The sequence below is a fragment of the Caldithrix abyssi DSM 13497 genome, assembly GCF_001886815.1.
In the GTDB taxonomy this organism is placed as follows: Bacteria; Calditrichota; Calditrichia; order Calditrichales; family Calditrichaceae; genus Caldithrix; species Caldithrix abyssi.
In genome coordinates this window covers 1140423-1157148 of record NZ_CP018099.1, presented here as the reverse complement: position 1 = coordinate 1157148, position 16726 = coordinate 1140423, and the positions used below count along the sequence as shown (strand labels likewise).

Below are 16726 nucleotides of genomic sequence, written 5' to 3'. Positions count from 1 at the left end.
CAAACCGGTGCTTTACTATTCGTAATTCGTAATTTTTAATTTTTAATTTTTAATCTTAGTACAGCATAGCCACAACCAAAAACATCCCCGCAGGAATTTAAGCGACCACAAAGAGCACCGAGAAGTCACAAAGGTCGCGAAAAATGTTTCAAATTTAAAATAGTTTCAATTACTCTCAGCCCCTTGATTCCCTTTTCCCAGAATAAAAGTCTTGGAGAAGGGGAAGGCTGATCGCCTTCACGGCAGACTGGCCTGAATGCTTTCGTTCAGCCAATCTACCTACGGACTCTTCAACTCTTACACTCTTAAACTCTTATACTTTTTTCCCTCGCCAGAGCAGGATAATTCGGGCACAGCCTCCCGCTCCGCGTGATAATTCGTATTTTTTTTAACGATTTCCCAGGTCTTTGCTCTCCAGAATGGTTACGCCTTTTTCCTGCATTTTTTGCATGGCCTTTTCAAAATTTTGCCAGTCCAGCGGCCGGGTGGCGTCCTTAATCAAAAAGGTTTTAAAGCCCAGGTCGGCGGCATCCATAATGGTGTAATTCACGCAAAATTCTCCGGCCAGACCAGCCACAAAAACTTCCTTAACGCCTCTGCCGTGCAGGTAATCGGCCAGACCGGTGCTTTTTTTTCGACCGTTGTCAAAAAAACCGCTGTAGCTGTCAATCTTCGGATCCGTGCCCTTGCGAAAGATGGCCTCAACCGGATTGGTGTTCAGATTCTGTACAAAATCGGCGCCGTGTGAGCCCTGCACGCAGTGATCCGGCCATAAAATCTGCTGCAGGCCATTTAATTCGATCGTATCGTACACCTTTTTTCCGGGATGATTGGATGCAAAGCTCCCGTGATCTGGCGGATGCCAATCCTGGGTGGCCACCACCAGATCAAAAAAGGGAAGGATTTGATTGACCACGGGCACAATCTGATCGCCGCCAGGAACGGGCAGCGCCCCACCCGGAATAAAATCATTTTGGATATCGACTAAAATTAAAACGCGGCTCATTTCAATCCTCCCTTCGAAACTGTTTGACAATGGAATCTCGCAAATCCATCAGTCGCTTACTTACGCCCACCTTATAGATGTGGGGGTATTCAAAGCGTTTGTGTTCGGCCGGCAGCATTTTCAGTCGCTCCCGCACTCGTCTGGCAATTTGCTCCACCGATTCCCGTTCCATGATGATCTCGCCGTTTTCCATTACTTTGATGAACAAATCTTCCTGATGGAGACCGGCCACTTTAAAACGCTTTTCTTTTTCAAACGGATGGTACATACAATCGATCTGTTGTTCGTCGTCGAGCACAATGGCATCGGCTAAAAATCCGCCCTCGCCATTGGAATAGCGCAGGACGCGCTTTTTACCGGGCAGAGTAGATTTAATCAGCGTGTCGGAAATTTTCATGCGCGGTCTGGAATCGAACAGACTTAGTTTGTAAACGCCGTCCAGGGCGGCATCGGGCTGGCCGGTAATCAATCTCGTGCCCACGCCAAAAAAATCGATGGGCGCTTTTTGCTCAATCAAACTGCGAATGACGAACTCATCCAATTGATTTGAAACGGCAATCCTCACATAGTCCAGCCCTGCCTGGTCCAGCATTTGGCGCGCCTTTTTGGAAAGATAAGCCAGGTCGCCGCTGTCAATGCGAATGCCCACCAGCCGGTGCCCTTTGGCCTCCAGCTCTCTGGCCACCTTAACGGCGTTGGGCAAACCGCTTTTCAGTGTGTCGTAAGTATCCACCAACAAAACACAGCTATCGGGATTAAAGCGCGCATATTCGCGGAAGGCGGACAATTCATCTTCAAAGCTCTGCACAAAGGAATGGGCCATGGTGCCCACGGCCTTGAGGTCGTAATGAAAAGCGGCTAACATATTGGAAGTGGAGTCGCACCCGCCAATGACGGCCGCCCGACTGGCATGGATGCCGCCCAGGCCATGCGCCCTTCGCAGACCAAAATCGCTGACGGTGCGTTCGCCGGCAGCGTAACGTACGCGCGCCGCTTTCGTGGCAATAAGCGATTGAAAATTCAAAATGTTCAGCACCAGCGTTTCAGCAATTTGCGTTTCAATCAGGTTGCCTTCGATGCGCAACAACGGTTCTACCGGAAAGGCAACTTCTCCTTCTCGCATGGCGTAAATGGTTCCTTTAAAACGAAATTGGCGCAAATAATCGACAAACTGCCGATCAAAGCCCTCGTCAATTAAAAACCTGGCGTCCCGCTCGTCAAAGCGCAGATCAACCAACATTTCTAACAAATCTTGTAAGCCTGCAAAAACAAGGTATCCGTTTTCGAAAGGTAGTTTTCGAAAAAAATAGTCAAAACAGGCCGTATGTTTCATCCTGTTATTTTTAAAATAGGTTTGCGCCATGGTCAACTGGTATTTATCAACCAGCAAACCAATCTGTTCACACTTCAACGCTGTATCCTCCGCTGTTTTAAATGATGCAAGATCGATTTTACAACAATAACCGTTAAAATTCAATGATCTGTTCTAATTTAGTCCGATTTTTGCGCTCAAAGAATTAGCTAATTTATTCCTAAAATTCACCGATAATTCAGTATCAAAATGACATACGGGGATGATTATGACGGCAAATTATCTGGTTTTTAAGCTTGGCAAAAATGAATACGCCATTCAACTGGGCTATGTAAAAAAAGTTTCGCAAATTGTAGAGATTTCTCCCATTCCCAAAGGGCCGAAAAACTTAATCGGTCTGATCAACGTTCACGGCGAAATAACGCCGGTTATTAATTTGCGCTACATATTGGGCTTAAAAGAGCGCGAAATTAACCTGAACGATCAGCTAATTATCATCGAATCCAATAAATCGGGCCTGGCTTTTGTGGTGGATCAGGTCTCGCAAATCGTTCCTGCGTATGATGAAAACAGCATTCCGGTACAGAATATTGTTCCGGATGCTAAGTTCTTTGAGCGCGTAATCAAAGAAGAAGAAGGCTTTATCTATTGTATTAATCCGGATACGCTGCTAACCAAAAGCGAACTGCAAAAAATCAATCGAAAAGTTAAAGAAGAATATGAAAAAATCGAACGTCAGATCATTGCAAGTTGACCGGCTGTTGCTGGATAAAGTGATCGAAAAAATTCGGGATGAGCTGGGACTTTCCTTTGCCGACAAAGCGGCAGACGTGGAGAGGGCTTTAATCAACTATTTTAACGAATATCGGATAGACGCGCTGCATACCAAAATAGAAGGTCTTTTGCAAGAAGATTTAAGCCGGAACTTTGACCTGCTCGACCACCTGACCATTTCCGAAACCTATTTTTTCCGCAACCACAAGCTGTTTGCCGTGCTGGAAAAGGAAATTTTACCGGCTATTATTCGTCGCAAAGCGCACAGCCAACAGCCGCTGGCCATCTGGAGCGCGGGCTGCTCCAGCGGCGAAGAAGCCTACTCTGTGGCCATGCTCATTGACCAGCTTCAGAAAAATCACCCAAAGCCGATTCCGGCTCGTATTCTGGCTACCGATATAAACCAGCACATTTTAATCAAAGCGCGCGAAGGCCTGTACTCCAACTGGTCGTTCAGGAATATGCCGGTTAAATACATGAAAGAATATTTTACGCCCCAAAACGGGCGATATTTCCAGATTGCGCCGCACATTAAAAAGATGGTGCATTTTGAGCAGCATAACTTAAAAAAAGGGCCTTTCCCGGTTAACGAAAACTGGAAAAACTTTGACATTATTATCTGTCGCAACGTGCTGATTTATTTTGATCGCGAAACGATGTTGAATACCCTTCAAAGGTTTCATGATCTGCTTGATGAGGACGGTTACTTTATTTCCGGTCCGGCGGAAATTCCTTCCTTGCATTTTAAAAAGTTCAAGGGGCAGTTGATCAACAGCGTTATTCTCTACCGCAAACATATTCCGCCGGTCATCAAAGAAGAGCACGTAAAAACAGCGCGCAAGCCGCAGAAAGCGGCCCTTAAGGTGATTCATCCCCATTTTGAGCATAAAGCGAAGACAAAAGAAAAAATCAAAACCGATGCAGCGCCTGCCCCTGAAGAAGCGAATAATAATTTTGAAGAATTAACGCTCATCAAAAATCTGGCCGATCTCGGGAATCTGGAAGAAGCCCGTAAATTAACGCAGAATTACCTGCTTCGCAATAACCTCGACTCCCATGCGCACTATTTACTGGGCACCATCTATCTGGAAATGGGCAAAACCGCGGAAGCTGAAAAATCCTTTCAGAAGGCGCTTTACCTTAAACCAGACCACATTATGGCCCATTTTCACCTGGCCAACCTGTACACGTTTAACGGGCGGATTAAAGACAGCCGAATGCATTTCACCAACGTACTAAACTTAATTCGGAGCTTCGATCCTCAACAAGAAATTCCGGGCAGCGAAGGAATGAGCGCCTTTCAGTTCAAACAAATGGTAGAAAAAATCTTAAAAACAAGCCGATTAGCCAGTTAAGGTGGAGAGATGGAGACAAACGACAAAAATACGCTGTTAAAAGAACGCGCCAAACGCTTAGCTCAAAAAGCGTTCCTGCCGGAAGAGATCAAAGACGCGCGCACCATTGTGTTATTTTCGTTAAACAATGAGCTTTACGCCATTGACGTTCAACAAATCAGGGCCATTCAGCCTTTTAGAGGAGCGACTCAGATACCGGGCGTGTCGCCTGTGGTTGCCGGCGTGATCAATGTTTCGGGCGTGATCTACACCGTGCTCGATCTTAAGCAAATATTCAATCTAAAAACGGACGCGGCGGACGGTCAATATGTCATTGTCATTGAACACGATAAGCTAAAAGTTTGCCTGTTAATTGATCAGATAATCGACTACCGCATCATTTCCGAAAAAGAAATCCAGACCAATTTAACCGGCATTAAAGGCAAACAAAAGAGTTACATTCAGGGGTTGTTAAAAGATTCGACCGTTTTAGTTGACGTGCAAAATATATTAAACGCACAACAACCTCTTTTTAATCAATCAAAATAATCTTAGGAGGCGCTACGATGTTCAAATTGTTTAAAAGGTCATTTAAGGCTCAATTGATCAGCAGCATGGTGGGAATCCTTTTCATTCCCATCATCTTTGGTTGTATTTTCACCTATCGCTATTTTGCCAACGATCATAAAAATGAAACGCAAATAGAATTAAAATGGTTGAGCGACACTAAAAAAGACCTGATTGAAGATTTTTTGAAGAGCCACATCACCTATTTGAATTTGTTGGCCGCAAACAGCGATATTGTTAAAACCTTTTCTAAGGCCACGCAACTCAATTCCGCTCAAAAAAATCGCATTAACAGAATTATCGCCCATATCACCAACCGGGAAAACATCAATGTCTCGTTTATCGAAAGCACAACCGGCGCCATCTTTTACCAGAGCAAGCCTCAAAACGATTTTAACAAATCTGTTTACGAGGCCTCATTCTCCGACTCGCCTTTATCAGAGGCCGTACAAAATGCGACGCAATCCAAAAAATTGAGCATGTCTGATTTTCGATACGATCCTTTTGCCAACGAACCGGTTCTCTTTATGGCCCTGCCCGTGCTAAACAACCGTCGGGAAGTTCTGGGCGTCATTGCTCTGCAAATCCCGCAAAAGTCCATAGATCAAATCTTACAAAGAGGTCTTTCGCTAAAGCCCACACTACAGGTCTATTTAGTGGACAAAAACGGAAACGTGCTGTCCACCGCTGGCTCACAAAAGCAGGGGTTAAGCATTAAAATCAGTCAGTTTACTAATTTTAACACCTGCACCAGAATTTTCGATTTTGCCCAACGAGATGCTTTTGCCTGCGCCTCTCCTGTATCTTTTGCGGCTTTCTCGTCCGGGCAGTTTAAATGGATTGTGGTTTCTCAAATTTTGTACGATCAGTTCAGCGCCCCGCTACGCAATTTGATTATCTTTTTCATCATTCTGTGCACCTTTTTGTTGTTATTTGGTGCGGCGGCAGCTTATGCCGTGGGAAGCCGCGTTTCCAGATCTATTGAATCGGTTATCAGCGATATCCAGCAAATCACAACCGGTAATTTAAATGCGGATATTAAGGTTATTGACGGCGAACATGAGATTGGAAAATTGACGTACAGTCTAAAAAACTTTGTTGACCAATTAAAGGCGCAGCTGCGCGACCTGCTGGAAAATATCAATGTGATCTCTTCCAGCTCCAGCGAAATCTCGGCCACCATTGCCCAGATAACGGCTTCTTCTTCTGAAACGGCAACAGCCATTTCACAAACCGCCAGCAGTTCGGAAGAAGTTTCTCAACTGGCAACATCGTTTAACGAAAAGGCCAAAGAATCTCTGAAAGTCGGCGAAAAAGCGGTGGAGATTACCAACCAGGGCACCGAAGCCTTTAACCAGATCAACCAGGGCATTCAGGAGGTCAAAAAGCAAATGGATCAGGTTTCCGCCATGGTCATCGACCTGAGCAAACAAAGTCAGACCATCGGCGAGATTACAGCGGCCGTTAAAGAAATTGCCGAGCAATCCAACATCCTGGCCATTAATGCCTCCATCGAAGCCACCAAGGCCGGCGAATACGGCAAGGGTTTTGCCGTGGTGGCCAATGAAGTTCGCAATCTTGCCGATCAGTCCAAAAAATCCACGCAGCAAATTCAAAACATTCTGGACACCATCCAGGAATCGATCAGTAAAACCGTTTTACAGGTGGAGCAAACCAACAAAACCATCGACGGCAGCGTTGATTTTGTGCAAAAAGCCTATCATTCAATGACAAATCTTTCATCTTCCATTGAAAGTCTGATCACTGTGCTTTCCGAAATTTCTGATTTTTCCCGGGAGCAACTTGTGGGCACCTCGCAAATTAAAGAGGCTATGGAAAACATCAAAGAGGCCACCACGCAAAACCTGGACGGCATGCACCAGTTAGAAGAGGTGATCGAAGACCTGAAGAAAACCAGCGAAAACCTGAAAAGTATCATCTCCATTTATCAATTGAGTTAGAGGTCCCGATGGATCAGGATTTTGAACGAGAACTTTTAGAAATATTCAAGGCCGAGGCGGAAGATTATTTAACCATTTTAAACGACGGGTTGCTCGCTCTGGAAGAAGGAGCGGATGAGCGCGCCGTCGAAGAGATGTTCCGTACCACGCACAGTTTAAAGGGCGCTGCCCGGGCCGTAAATTTTTCGGCGGTGGAAGAGTTATGCCAGGCCATTGAGTCTCTTTTTTCCAAAATCAAGAACAAGGAGCTTAAGCTGAACGAAGGAATACGGGCGGTATTGAATCGCAGCATCGAACATCTGAACGAGCTGTTAAATCAAAATAATTTTAACGCCTCCTGCGACATCGATATTTTAAAGCAACTGCAGGCCGCCGCCAGCGGCGAAATTAAAGCAGCGGCCAAAGAAAAAGCGCAAAAAAGACCGGCAGCCAGGCCCAAAGCAGCGCAAAAGCCCGAAGCGTCCCGACCGGAAGCAGCCGGGCAAACGCCCGAAAAAACCACCGCTCCAGAGCCCGCCCCCGCCACTCAACCCAAATCAGCGGATGCAGCCCAGGAGACCATCCGAATCTCGTACCAGAAAATCCGGGAACTGTTTACCCAATCGGAAGATCTGATCGCCATTAAAATCAAACAGAAATTTTACATCGATCATATCAATCAACTGTATGACCAGTTAGAAGCGATCGGCAAAAAAAGGAGACAATGGCTCGTAGCGTCCGATTCAGCCGACGCCCTTAATTCCGAACTCTTCAGAGAATTTTCCCTGATCAAAAAACAGGTGGACCTCCTTAAGAATACTTTGGAGAATGATCTGTTTCAAATAACGGCCATGATCGACAAGCACCTGGATGATATTAAGCAGTTGATGATGTTCCCTTTTTCCACCATTACCAATTATCTGGAACGCTCCACCAGGGCCATTGCCCGTGAAATGAATAAAAAAATCGAATTAAAAATTTACGGCAAAGAGGTTGAGCTGGATAAACACACCCTGGAGTTACTAAAAGACCCCCTCATTCATCTGATCAGAAACAGCCTGGATCACGGCATTGAACCGCCGGAAGAACGCCTTATGCGCGGAAAACCAGAAGTGGGTAAAATCACCATTGAAGTGCTGCCTCCGCGAGATCAGAGCATTGTGGTAAAAGTTTCTGACGATGGCCGAGGCCTGGACCTGGCTAAAATCAAACAAAAATCTCTGAAAAAAAACCTGGTCACTCAGGCGGAACTGGACGACATGAACGAAAGCCAGGTTCTCTCTTTGATATTTCACTCCGGTCTTTCCACTAAAGATGAGGTAAGCAAGCTTTCCGGACGGGGGCTGGGGATGGCGGTTGTTCTGGAGAACATCGAAAAGCTGGGCGGCAGCTTAAAAGTAGAAAACTACTATCCCAACGGCTCCACCTTTTACCTGACCATTCCCCTGAGCTTTGCCACCAGCCGGGGGATTTTAATCTACACCAATGACTTTCGGGCGATCATTCCCACCAAATTCGTACGGCTGCCCATGCGGCTGGAGGTTGCTCAATTAAAAACGGTCGAAAACCAACTGGTAGTAAATTTAAACGGACAAAACATCCCGCTCTTTTCTCTTGCTTCTCTTTTAGACATTAAAACTGAAGACAGGGAGACGCCCCAATATCTGAACATTCTTATTCTGCGCCTTGACGAACAGCATGAAATTGCCGTTTCAGTGGATCAGGTTCTTGATGAACGAGAGATCATCCTGAAAAAGCTCAATCCGCCTCTGGAAGAAGTCCGGTTTTTATCCGGCGTAACCATTTTAGGCGACGGTTCGCTTGTGCCGGTTTTGAATGTGCACGATATTTTTGCGGCCTGCTCCGACCGGTTTAAGCCAATGGCCATCAAAAAACAAAAACCAAAACAAATTTTAGTTGTAGAAGACTCCATCACTTCGCGCGTTCTGTTGAAAAATGTTCTGGAATCGGCGGGATTCGAAGTTCAAACCGCCATCAATGGCCAGCAGGCCTGGCAAATTTTGCAAAAGCAAACGTTCGATCTGATCATCTCCGATGTGCAAATGCCGGAGATGGACGGCGTTGAATTGACACGCAAAATAAAAGCCGAACAAAAAATGAAATCAATACCGGTCATTTTACTGACCTCTTTAGGTTCCGAAAGCGACCGGAAAAAAGGCCTGGAAGCGGGCGCCAACGCCTATTTCATAAAACAGGATTTCAAACAAAAATCCTTATTAGACCTCATCCACAAACTAATCGGAACGGAGTGACCGAAAACCATGAATATTCTGATTATTGCGCAATCTATGGTATATGGAACGGTAATCGAACAATCTTTAAAAAAAGAAAAAGACTTTAACGTTTCATTAAGCTTCAACAAAGATCAGCTGGTGCTCAACCAGTTAAGCGCGAAACATACGTTTGACTTTGTGGTTTTCGTCGTTTCAAAAGAAGTGGAAGATTTTGCGGACAGGCTGCACTTTTTACACCAGCTGTTCGGCTGCTCCATTCTGTTGCTAAATGCGGAGAACCTGAAGGCGCCGCGAGATTCCTGGCTTGTGCCCTTTCCCAACTTCCCGCTCAATCCTACGGACGAAAATTTTCTCACAAAAACCAGAGAGCTTATCCAATACATTAAAAACAATCAGGTAAAAGACACGTCGCATTTGAACAACTTCGACAAAACGCCTGCCGGGGATGGGACATTAAGCAAACCGACCTCAATTCATAAAAATCAATTTGAATTAATTGCCATCGGCGCCTCCACCGGCGGCCCGCAGATTTTGAATTATTTATTTAAAAATCTTCCAGGCGACCTGCCAGTACCCATTGTAGTTGTCCAGCACATGCCGGTCAATTTCATCCCCTTATTCATCGAATGGCTCGATGCCGAATCTCCGCTGCACATACAGATTGCCAGAGACGGCGAAAAAACCCAACCCGGCCATGTTTATTTTGCGCCGGGCGATCATCACATGACCATTTCCAGAAATGGAAGGATTAAGTTAATTGACGCGCCGCCTGTACACAGCGTTAAACCCGCTGTTTCTTACCTGTTTAAATCCGTTGCCGAAGCGCTGGGGCCCAGAGCAATCGGCATTTTGCTAACCGGGATGGGCAAAGACGGCGCAGAGGAGCTGGCCTTGATGAAGCAGAAAGGGGCGTTAACCATTGCCCAGAACAAAGAGAGCTGCGTGGTGTTCGGCATGCCGGGCGTTGCCATCAAATTGGACGCCGCGCAATTTATTTTTTCACCCGAACAAATAGTTGAGCAAATAAAAACGATCTTTAATAAATCATAAACGGAGATCAAACGATGCAAAAACAAAATCCCAGAATTTTAATCGTCGAAGATAGCAAAACTCAGGCGCTGCAATTAAAACGCGACCTAAACAAAGAGGGTTATCAAACAACGGTGGCCTATAACGCCATGGAAGCGCTGGAATTGCTCAAAGGGCAAACGTTCGACATCGTAATCAGCGATGTGATTATGCCGGAGATGGATGGCTACGAATTGTGCAAAATCATTAAAAAAGAGTTCCAGGATCCGCCGCTGGCCGTGATTCTTTTAACCGCCCTGCAGGAACCGGAAGACATTATTAAAGGCCTGGCATCCGGCGCGGATAACTTTATTATCAAGCCGTACGATCTGCCGACTTTGATTAACCGCATCGAATACATTCTGGCCAACCAAAAAATCCGCGAATCTAACGGGCCGGAATTAAAGTTCGAGGTCGTCTTTGCCGGCAAAAGGCACACCATCACCTCTCAGCAAATGCAAATCATCGACATCCTGCTCTCATCGTACGAAACCATTCTACAAAAGACGCGCGAGTTAGAACGCGTCAACAAAGAATTAAAAGAAGCCCTGAACGAAATCAAACAACTACACGGCATGTTACCCATTTGCTCTCATTGCCATAAAATCCGCGACGATGAAGGATACTGGCACCGCGTGGAGGAGTACATCGAAGAGCATGCCGAGGTCACCTTTACGCACAGTTTATGTCCCACGTGCCTGGTGGAATTGTATCCGGAATACGCAGACAAAGTAAAAAAACGACAGAGCGATAAAGAGAAATAAATTTTAATCATGGCAAAAAATATTTTAGTTGTTGAAGATAGCCTGGCTCAGCGATTTTTTATTGAAAAGGCGCTTGCCGGAGATGGTTTTAAAATAACGACCGCAGCCAATGGCAAACTGGCCCTTGAAAAAATTCACGAGCAGAAACCGGACCTGATTTTAAGCGATATTATGATGCCCGAGATGAACGGCATGGAACTTTGCAAAGCGGTTAAATCTCATCCTCAACTTCAAACCATTCCGGTGGTATTGATGACCACCCTGAACGAGCCAAAAGAAATTATCAAAATCATAGAATGCGGCGCCGACTACCTGTTTTTGAAAGAATTTGAACCGGGCGCGCTGCTTTCGTTTGTGAACGATGCGCTGCAAAATGAAACCGTTGCCGGGCAAACCAATCCGCAGGTTATTCTCACAAGCATCTACCTGGGAGATACGCACGAGATTTCCACCAACAACCGGCAGCTATTAAATCTTTTGCTTTCTGCCTACCGCAGCGCCCTGCAGGCCTACCAGCGTTACTACCAGTATAAGTTCGAGGTAAACAAATTACAAAAAGAGCTGCAATCCCGCAGCAAAAAAAACACGCCGACCGATTACGCTCTTTTAAAATCATTTGTCAATGAATTACGCACGCCTCTGAACAACATTTTGCACATCGTTGATTTGCTAAAAGAATCTGACGACAAAGCCGAACGCGAGTTACAGACTCAACTCGCCGGGCTAAATTCCGATCATCTGCTTTCCATTTTAAACGACCTGCAAAAAGCGCTGGATTACCATGAAAAAGGCGACGATCTTCCCATTCACGAAACGGATTTCAACATTCGCGACTGTATTGAAGACGCGCTTTCGCCCTTTGTTGTTCAGACCGGCGAAAAACAGATCGAACTACTCTTACGCATCCATCCCGAAATCCCTTTGTTCATACATCACGATCCCAATTACTTAAAACATCTGGCTTTTGTGATTATGGATGTCCTTTTCCAGAATCTTTCGCATTGCAACATAATAATTAATATAGAACCCGTTGAGGAGCGGCGAATTAAATTTTTAATATCCTTTCCGGCCAACGATAACATTTCAGATTATTTTTCCAGGCTCATCCATCCAAACGGTCAATCTGCGCATCAAAGCGGTGATACCGGTATCGATTTTGTGAACTATTGTATTGCCAAACTGGATTACAAAATCGCCTTAAAAAAAGAACAGGCGGAGACTCAGCAAATTGAAATTTTAATTCCCTTTTCTACGGCAAGTCAAAAGCCTGCCGCGCCTGGCCCCGAAACAGACGTTGATCTAAGCTCGATTCGCGTACTGGTTTATTCCGACCAGTGGATGAGCGGCCTTGTGCTGGAAGAGTTACTGCGGCAGTGGAAAATAGATGTTAAAGTAACCGGAGAGCGCCAGAAACTTAGTAAGTTATTAACTCAGGCTGCACGGGCTAAAAATCCGTTTAACCTGCTGCTGATTGACGCGCGTCCTGACAACGACTTTCATTTTGAGCTGGCCGAACAGGTGCGCGCCGCCAGCCAGGGCGCCGCGCCGCAAATCATATTGCTGACCAACTTTGGAAAACCCGGAGACGCCCGGCGCTGCCTTGAAAGCGGCATTGCAGCCTTTTTGTTAAAACCGATCCGCTCCAGAGAATTGCTAAAAACTATCCGCACTATTGTCAGCGGCGCAAAACCGGAGAACACTTTGATTACGCGCCATACGTTAAAGGAATCGGAACCTGCTTTAAAAGTGCTGGTTGCCGAAGACAACCGCGTGAACCAGAAGTTGATGATCTCCATTTTAAAACGCGCCGGCTTTCAGGTGGAGCTGGCCAGGAACGGTAAGGAAGCCGTGGAACTTTTTAGACAGAAACCATTTGATCTGGTATTGATGGATATGCAAATGCCGGTCATGGATGGCTACACGGCCACCAGAGAGATGCGAAAATTAGAAGAAGAGAGCGGCAAACACACGCCCATTTTTGCCCTGACCGCCAGCGATGACGCCCGCGAAATCGAGGGCGCCCTTAAAGCCGGCGTGGACATGGTTTTGCGCAAACCGTTAAATCTGAATTTACTGAAAGAAAAGCTGACGGCTTTTACGGCAAATGGGAAAATTGAGAAAAACTAACCGTGCTCCCCCCTTAAATTTACAGCCATTGATCCTCTGTGCAGCGCGTTTGTTTTTAAACACCTTTCTCGTTTTTAACATCGGCTTGAAAGGGATACTTTTTCAACATCCACAGCCAGACCAGAATCCCGGCCGCAAAAAGTATCAGAAACAACGCCAACACTGCCCACTGCGGTTGAAATGACAATTCTTCTACTCTGAAATAAGGTCCAAGATACGAATCGCGTAAAATATCGCGCATAACGATCATCATGACCAGAACGATAAAAGTAATAAAGGAGATGGCCGCTACCGGCGCCTGTAACACCTCGCCTTTTAATTTGCGCGACATCATAAAAATGGTAAGCAGAGTCAGTCCCATACTCAGCACTAAAAGGATGGAGGCGGCCATATTTTTGCCCATAAACAGTAGCATTTGTTCGCGGGGCAGGGCAACTAAAAACCAGCTGCCCACCACAAACTGGGCCATGGTGGCAAACATAAACCAGCGTCCGCCATGTTTAATTAAAAAGGCGGCGAATTCCGGCTCTTTCTTCCTCTTTAAATATCCAATCACGGCCACAAACAATCCGCCAATGGCCAGCGCCCCGATGATAAAATGTAGAAAACGCGGAATCAACGTAGCGTCGTCTAAAAACAAATGAGCGCCTGCAGGTTGTTCAAAATATTTTTCCGCCCAGTACTGCGGTTGCATGTACAAAAGAACGTTAGTGGTGTAAATAAGGGCGATGAACATAATCAACGCCACACTTAAAATTAAAATCGGCTTTTTAAATTTTTCCTCTTTTTTAAAGGAAACAAAATAAAATCCGTAATAAGCCACGGTCAGCAAGATGATGATGGAAAACCACACCCAACCGGAAATAATGGTGGCCGTGTACAAGTATGGCCCGTAAAGCACCTGTGCAAACAACAGCGGGGCCACGCCAAGGGTGATGGTGGCCGGCAGAAGATTGGGTATTTTACTCTTTAAGTTGTCGTACAATTTCTGGTACATTTCGTTCTGTATTTTAAATTTTGCAGCCAGAGCAATGACCGCAACGCCCATCATCATGTTCATGGCCAGGATGTGCAGCAAAAAAGTTACCATCAACAGTAGCTTAAAAAGCCAGAAAGGACCGGGGATGGGATTGGGATCTATGATTGGAATAATATCGTGGACGTTCATAATTCCTCCGAAAAATTTTATCGATTTTTCAACCACTCATACAGGGTTTGCTTTTGCTGCGGGCTCAACTTCAGGGCCGGCATTTGCTCCATCAGGTCAGGTAAATTATCCAGTATTTCCATGGCCTCTTCCTTTTCCAGTTCCTTAAAAAACTCCACGGCCGGCTCATCCGCAGCGCTCCGGTGGCAAACCCCGCAGTAGCTGGCGTACAGTTTTTGCCCGTCTCTTAGCGACAGCGGTTTTACCTGTGTGGTCAGGTTCGCCAGGTAGCGCGCCAGGGCCAGGCGTTCCTGATCGTTTCCGGCAAAGGGTGGCATCATTCCCCTGCCCATCAGCTCAATGCCGCGCAACATTTCGGCAATGACCGTCTCATCCCATTGATAGGTTTCGATGTACTGTTTTACGCCGCGATAAGCCTCCGTTGTATGGCAGCTCATACACTGCAGACGGAAAATTTCTTTTCCGACCTGTTCCATATTCTGTTCGTTGATTTCGCGCTGCTGAACCCATTTGGCTGTCTGCAACATTCCTTTTTCTTGCAGGTTTTCCGTGTTAAACCCGTCGTCGCCGGGTATGGGCCTGACATACAGCGAATTGCCGTAAACATAATCGTAAATAACATACGGTTTGCGAATGGCTTCGCGCACAAACTCAAACGACCACATGGTTACAAATGCGGTAAGAGTAATGACAACGGCAAAGGCAAACGGCAAACGGGCCGCTTTTAAATAGGCCAGTGCCGCAAGCACAAATGTCAGTACGGCGAAAATAATCATCAACTTTAAGTAAAAGGTCGCGGTGGGCATTACTCCCCTGGCGTACAACCAGACATCCTCAGGAATGGCGCCCCGGTACCACCAGGCAGAAAGCGCTACCAGAATAAAAGCGGGAATTACCCAGCCCAGACTCCATTTCACAATTTTAGCGCGTAAGACTTTGTCTTTTTGCAGGGTAGCCGTAAACAGGGCGTAAATTCCGGCTAAGGCCAGAGAAAATAAAAAGCGCGTAAATAAGGAAGGCCAGTAGGTGGGATTAAAAAATCCGTCCCAGAAATTGTGCGTTTGCAGCCAGTCGCCGGGCGTAAGCATAAAACTGACCATACCATTAATCACCACCATACTCATAAACGCCGTGACAAAATAAATCCAGCCGTAAATGAGATGAAGTTTTCGCTCCACTTTCTGCCAGCCGTACAGGTAAAGCAAGGCGGCTGTAATTTCAAGAAAAAAGAAAACCCATTCGATGGCCCAGCCCCAGACAAAGATGTGAATCAGATTGCTGGTGGCTGTGGGTTGAATAAGGCCAATGGTAAACCAGATGCCAACGCCGGTTACCGCGCCAAAGACCACCGTAACCAGCACAAAAAAGCGCGTATGCTTTTTGAGCCATTCTAACAAGCGGGCATCGTTTTCCCGATAGGCTTTGTGTTCGGTTAGCACCAGAAAAAGACCGCCGCCAACCGCAAAATGCGACACAAAAACATGCACCACCGATACAACGGCCATTACAAGGCCAGAGCCAAAGGCGACTTCCCACACCGGATAATTCATGCGCCCTCCACATGAAAAGTTTAACAATTTTTTCTAAAAAAATAATAGGCATTATTTTAATAAAATTCAAATATCAAAAGATAAAAAAACTAAAAAAAAGTAAGAATGGGAAATATAGAGGGAAAGAGTTTAGAGTGTAAGAGGTAAAGAGTCATCGGCCGGTCATTCTGAATGGAGGGGCTGTCCCAAAAGTCAAAGACAATGTATTTTTATAAATTATTTCTTTCCCTCACCCCCTTTAATTCCCCCTCTCCCGATTTTCGGGAGAGGGGGCAGGGGGTGAGGGCTAATGTAAGATTTTCCATGATTTTAAATAACTATGCATTTAATTTCGCTTTTGAACCACCCCCGGAGTGAAGTATCCATACGGTTGAATGGTTAAATAATTAAACAGGGGAATGGGTGAAAGTAGGCTATAATGCCTTACAGCGTTAAATGCCGAAGGTCCTACTATTGTATGCTTTTATGGGGGATCTGAAGGTCTTCCCGCCATATCTTAAATTGTTGCTTTTAGGCTGCTTTATTGGATTTTCTATTGCCTTCTATGTATAGGCTATCATCTCTTACTAATGCAAAAATGATGGCTAATATCTTTCTGAATAAGACCGTTAAAGCCCTGGCGCTGCCCATCCCTTTCTACCTTTGGGCCTTTTTTTCTTTTTTACTGCGACTATTGCGCTTGATATGCATCGGATTTAGCTGGACAATCTCATATCCCTTCGGTGTAGATAAAAAATGAGCGCAAAACAATATCTATCCATGGATTCCACGCCCAATAAGCACTTCTTAAGACCGTTCTTTGCTCTGAAGCTTTCTACTTTTTCTAAAAAATATTCGAATTCTTTACCTGTTTAAAAAACT

Annotated in this window: 12 protein-coding genes; 8 read left to right on the top strand and 4 right to left on the bottom strand. The window is 45.6% G+C overall.

Annotated elements, in window-relative coordinates; translation table 11 throughout:
* Nucleotides 1-388: 388 nt before the first annotated feature.
* On the bottom strand, nt 389-1006 hold the full coding sequence (gene pncA / locus Cabys_RS04635; RefSeq protein WP_006928995.1) for a bifunctional nicotinamidase/pyrazinamidase: 618 nt from the start codon (nt 1004-1006) through the stop codon (nt 389-391).
* 1 nt (nt 1007) lies between these two features.
* Nucleotides 1008-2417 carry a nicotinate phosphoribosyltransferase gene (locus Cabys_RS04630; RefSeq protein ID WP_006928994.1) on the bottom strand — a complete coding sequence of 470 codons (1410 nt, stop codon included), beginning with the start codon at nt 2415-2417 and terminating at the stop codon, nt 1008-1010.
* Nucleotides 2418-2580: 163 nt separating this feature from the next.
* Between Cabys_RS04630 and Cabys_RS04625 the strand changes: the two genes are divergently transcribed.
* The 8 genes from Cabys_RS04625 to Cabys_RS04590 are packed head-to-tail and all read left to right on the top strand — an operon-like array spanning nt 2581 to nt 13147.
* Complete coding sequence (locus Cabys_RS04625) at nt 2581-3072, top strand: chemotaxis protein CheW (RefSeq protein WP_081475067.1); 492 nt, start codon at nt 2581-2583, stop codon at nt 3070-3072.
* The gene (locus Cabys_RS04620) at nt 3038-4447 is read left to right on the top strand and encodes a CheR family methyltransferase (protein ID WP_006928992.1); all 1410 of its coding nucleotides are present in this window, start codon (nt 3038-3040) and stop codon (nt 4445-4447) included. Before Cabys_RS04625 ends, Cabys_RS04620 begins: the two co-directional genes overlap by 35 nt.
* A gap of 9 nt (nt 4448-4456) precedes the next feature.
* Nucleotides 4457-4975, top strand: a complete 519-nt coding sequence (locus tag Cabys_RS04615) for a chemotaxis protein CheW (RefSeq protein WP_006928990.1) — start codon at nt 4457-4459, stop codon at nt 4973-4975.
* Between the two features lie 17 nt (nt 4976-4992).
* On the top strand, nt 4993-6954 hold the full coding sequence (locus Cabys_RS04610; protein WP_006928989.1) for a methyl-accepting chemotaxis protein: 1962 nt from the start codon (nt 4993-4995) through the stop codon (nt 6952-6954).
* 8 nt (nt 6955-6962) lie between these two features.
* Complete coding sequence (locus Cabys_RS04605; RefSeq protein ID WP_006928988.1) at nt 6963-9206, top strand: hybrid sensor histidine kinase/response regulator; 2244 nt, start codon at nt 6963-6965, stop codon at nt 9204-9206.
* Between the two features lie 9 nt (nt 9207-9215).
* On the top strand, nt 9216-10238 hold the full coding sequence (locus Cabys_RS04600) for a CheB methylesterase domain-containing protein (protein ID WP_006928986.1): 1023 nt from the start codon (nt 9216-9218) through the stop codon (nt 10236-10238).
* A gap of 14 nt (nt 10239-10252) precedes the next feature.
* A complete protein-coding gene (locus Cabys_RS04595; protein ID WP_006928984.1) occupies nt 10253-11020 on the top strand; it encodes a response regulator in 768 nt (255 codons plus the stop codon).
* A gap of 9 nt (nt 11021-11029) precedes the next feature.
* Entirely contained in the window at nt 11030-13147 is a 2118-nt protein-coding gene (locus Cabys_RS04590; protein ID WP_006928983.1) for a response regulator, read from the top strand.
* 55 nt (nt 13148-13202) lie between these two features.
* On the opposite strand, the gene Cabys_RS04585 is transcribed toward Cabys_RS04590, so the two are convergent.
* The gene (locus Cabys_RS04585) at nt 13203-14315 is read right to left on the bottom strand and encodes a hypothetical protein (RefSeq protein WP_006928982.1); all 1113 of its coding nucleotides are present in this window, start codon (nt 14313-14315) and stop codon (nt 13203-13205) included.
* A 17-nt stretch (nt 14316-14332) separates the two neighbouring features.
* Complete coding sequence (locus Cabys_RS04580) at nt 14333-15865, bottom strand: c-type cytochrome (protein WP_006928981.1); 1533 nt, start codon at nt 15863-15865, stop codon at nt 14333-14335.
* Between the last annotated feature and the right edge of the window lie 861 nt (nt 15866-16726).

Excerpts from the sequence above, each read along its gene's own strand:
- pncA (WP_006928995.1), bottom strand. The coding sequence starts at position 1,006 with ATGAGCCGCGTTTTAATTTTAGTCGATATCCAAAATGATTTTATTCCG.
- Cabys_RS04625 (WP_081475067.1), top strand. The coding sequence starts at position 2,581 with ATGATTATGACGGCAAATTATCTGGTTTTTAAGCTTGGCAAAAATGAA.
- Cabys_RS04620 (WP_006928992.1), top strand. The coding sequence starts at position 3,038 with ATGAAAAAATCGAACGTCAGATCATTGCAAGTTGACCGGCTGTTGCTG.
- Cabys_RS04615 (WP_006928990.1), top strand. The coding sequence starts at position 4,457 with ATGGAGACAAACGACAAAAATACGCTGTTAAAAGAACGCGCCAAACGC.
- Cabys_RS04610 (WP_006928989.1), top strand. The coding sequence starts at position 4,993 with ATGTTCAAATTGTTTAAAAGGTCATTTAAGGCTCAATTGATCAGCAGC.
- Cabys_RS04605 (WP_006928988.1), top strand. The coding sequence starts at position 6,963 with ATGGATCAGGATTTTGAACGAGAACTTTTAGAAATATTCAAGGCCGAG.
- Cabys_RS04600 (WP_006928986.1), top strand. The coding sequence starts at position 9,216 with ATGAATATTCTGATTATTGCGCAATCTATGGTATATGGAACGGTAATC.
- Cabys_RS04595 (WP_006928984.1), top strand. The coding sequence starts at position 10,253 with ATGCAAAAACAAAATCCCAGAATTTTAATCGTCGAAGATAGCAAAACT.
- Cabys_RS04590 (WP_006928983.1), top strand. The coding sequence starts at position 11,030 with ATGGCAAAAAATATTTTAGTTGTTGAAGATAGCCTGGCTCAGCGATTT.
- Cabys_RS04585 (WP_006928982.1), bottom strand. The coding sequence starts at position 14,315 with ATGAACGTCCACGATATTATTCCAATCATAGATCCCAATCCCATCCCC.
- Cabys_RS04580 (WP_006928981.1), bottom strand. The coding sequence starts at position 15,865 with ATGAATTATCCGGTGTGGGAAGTCGCCTTTGGCTCTGGCCTTGTAATG.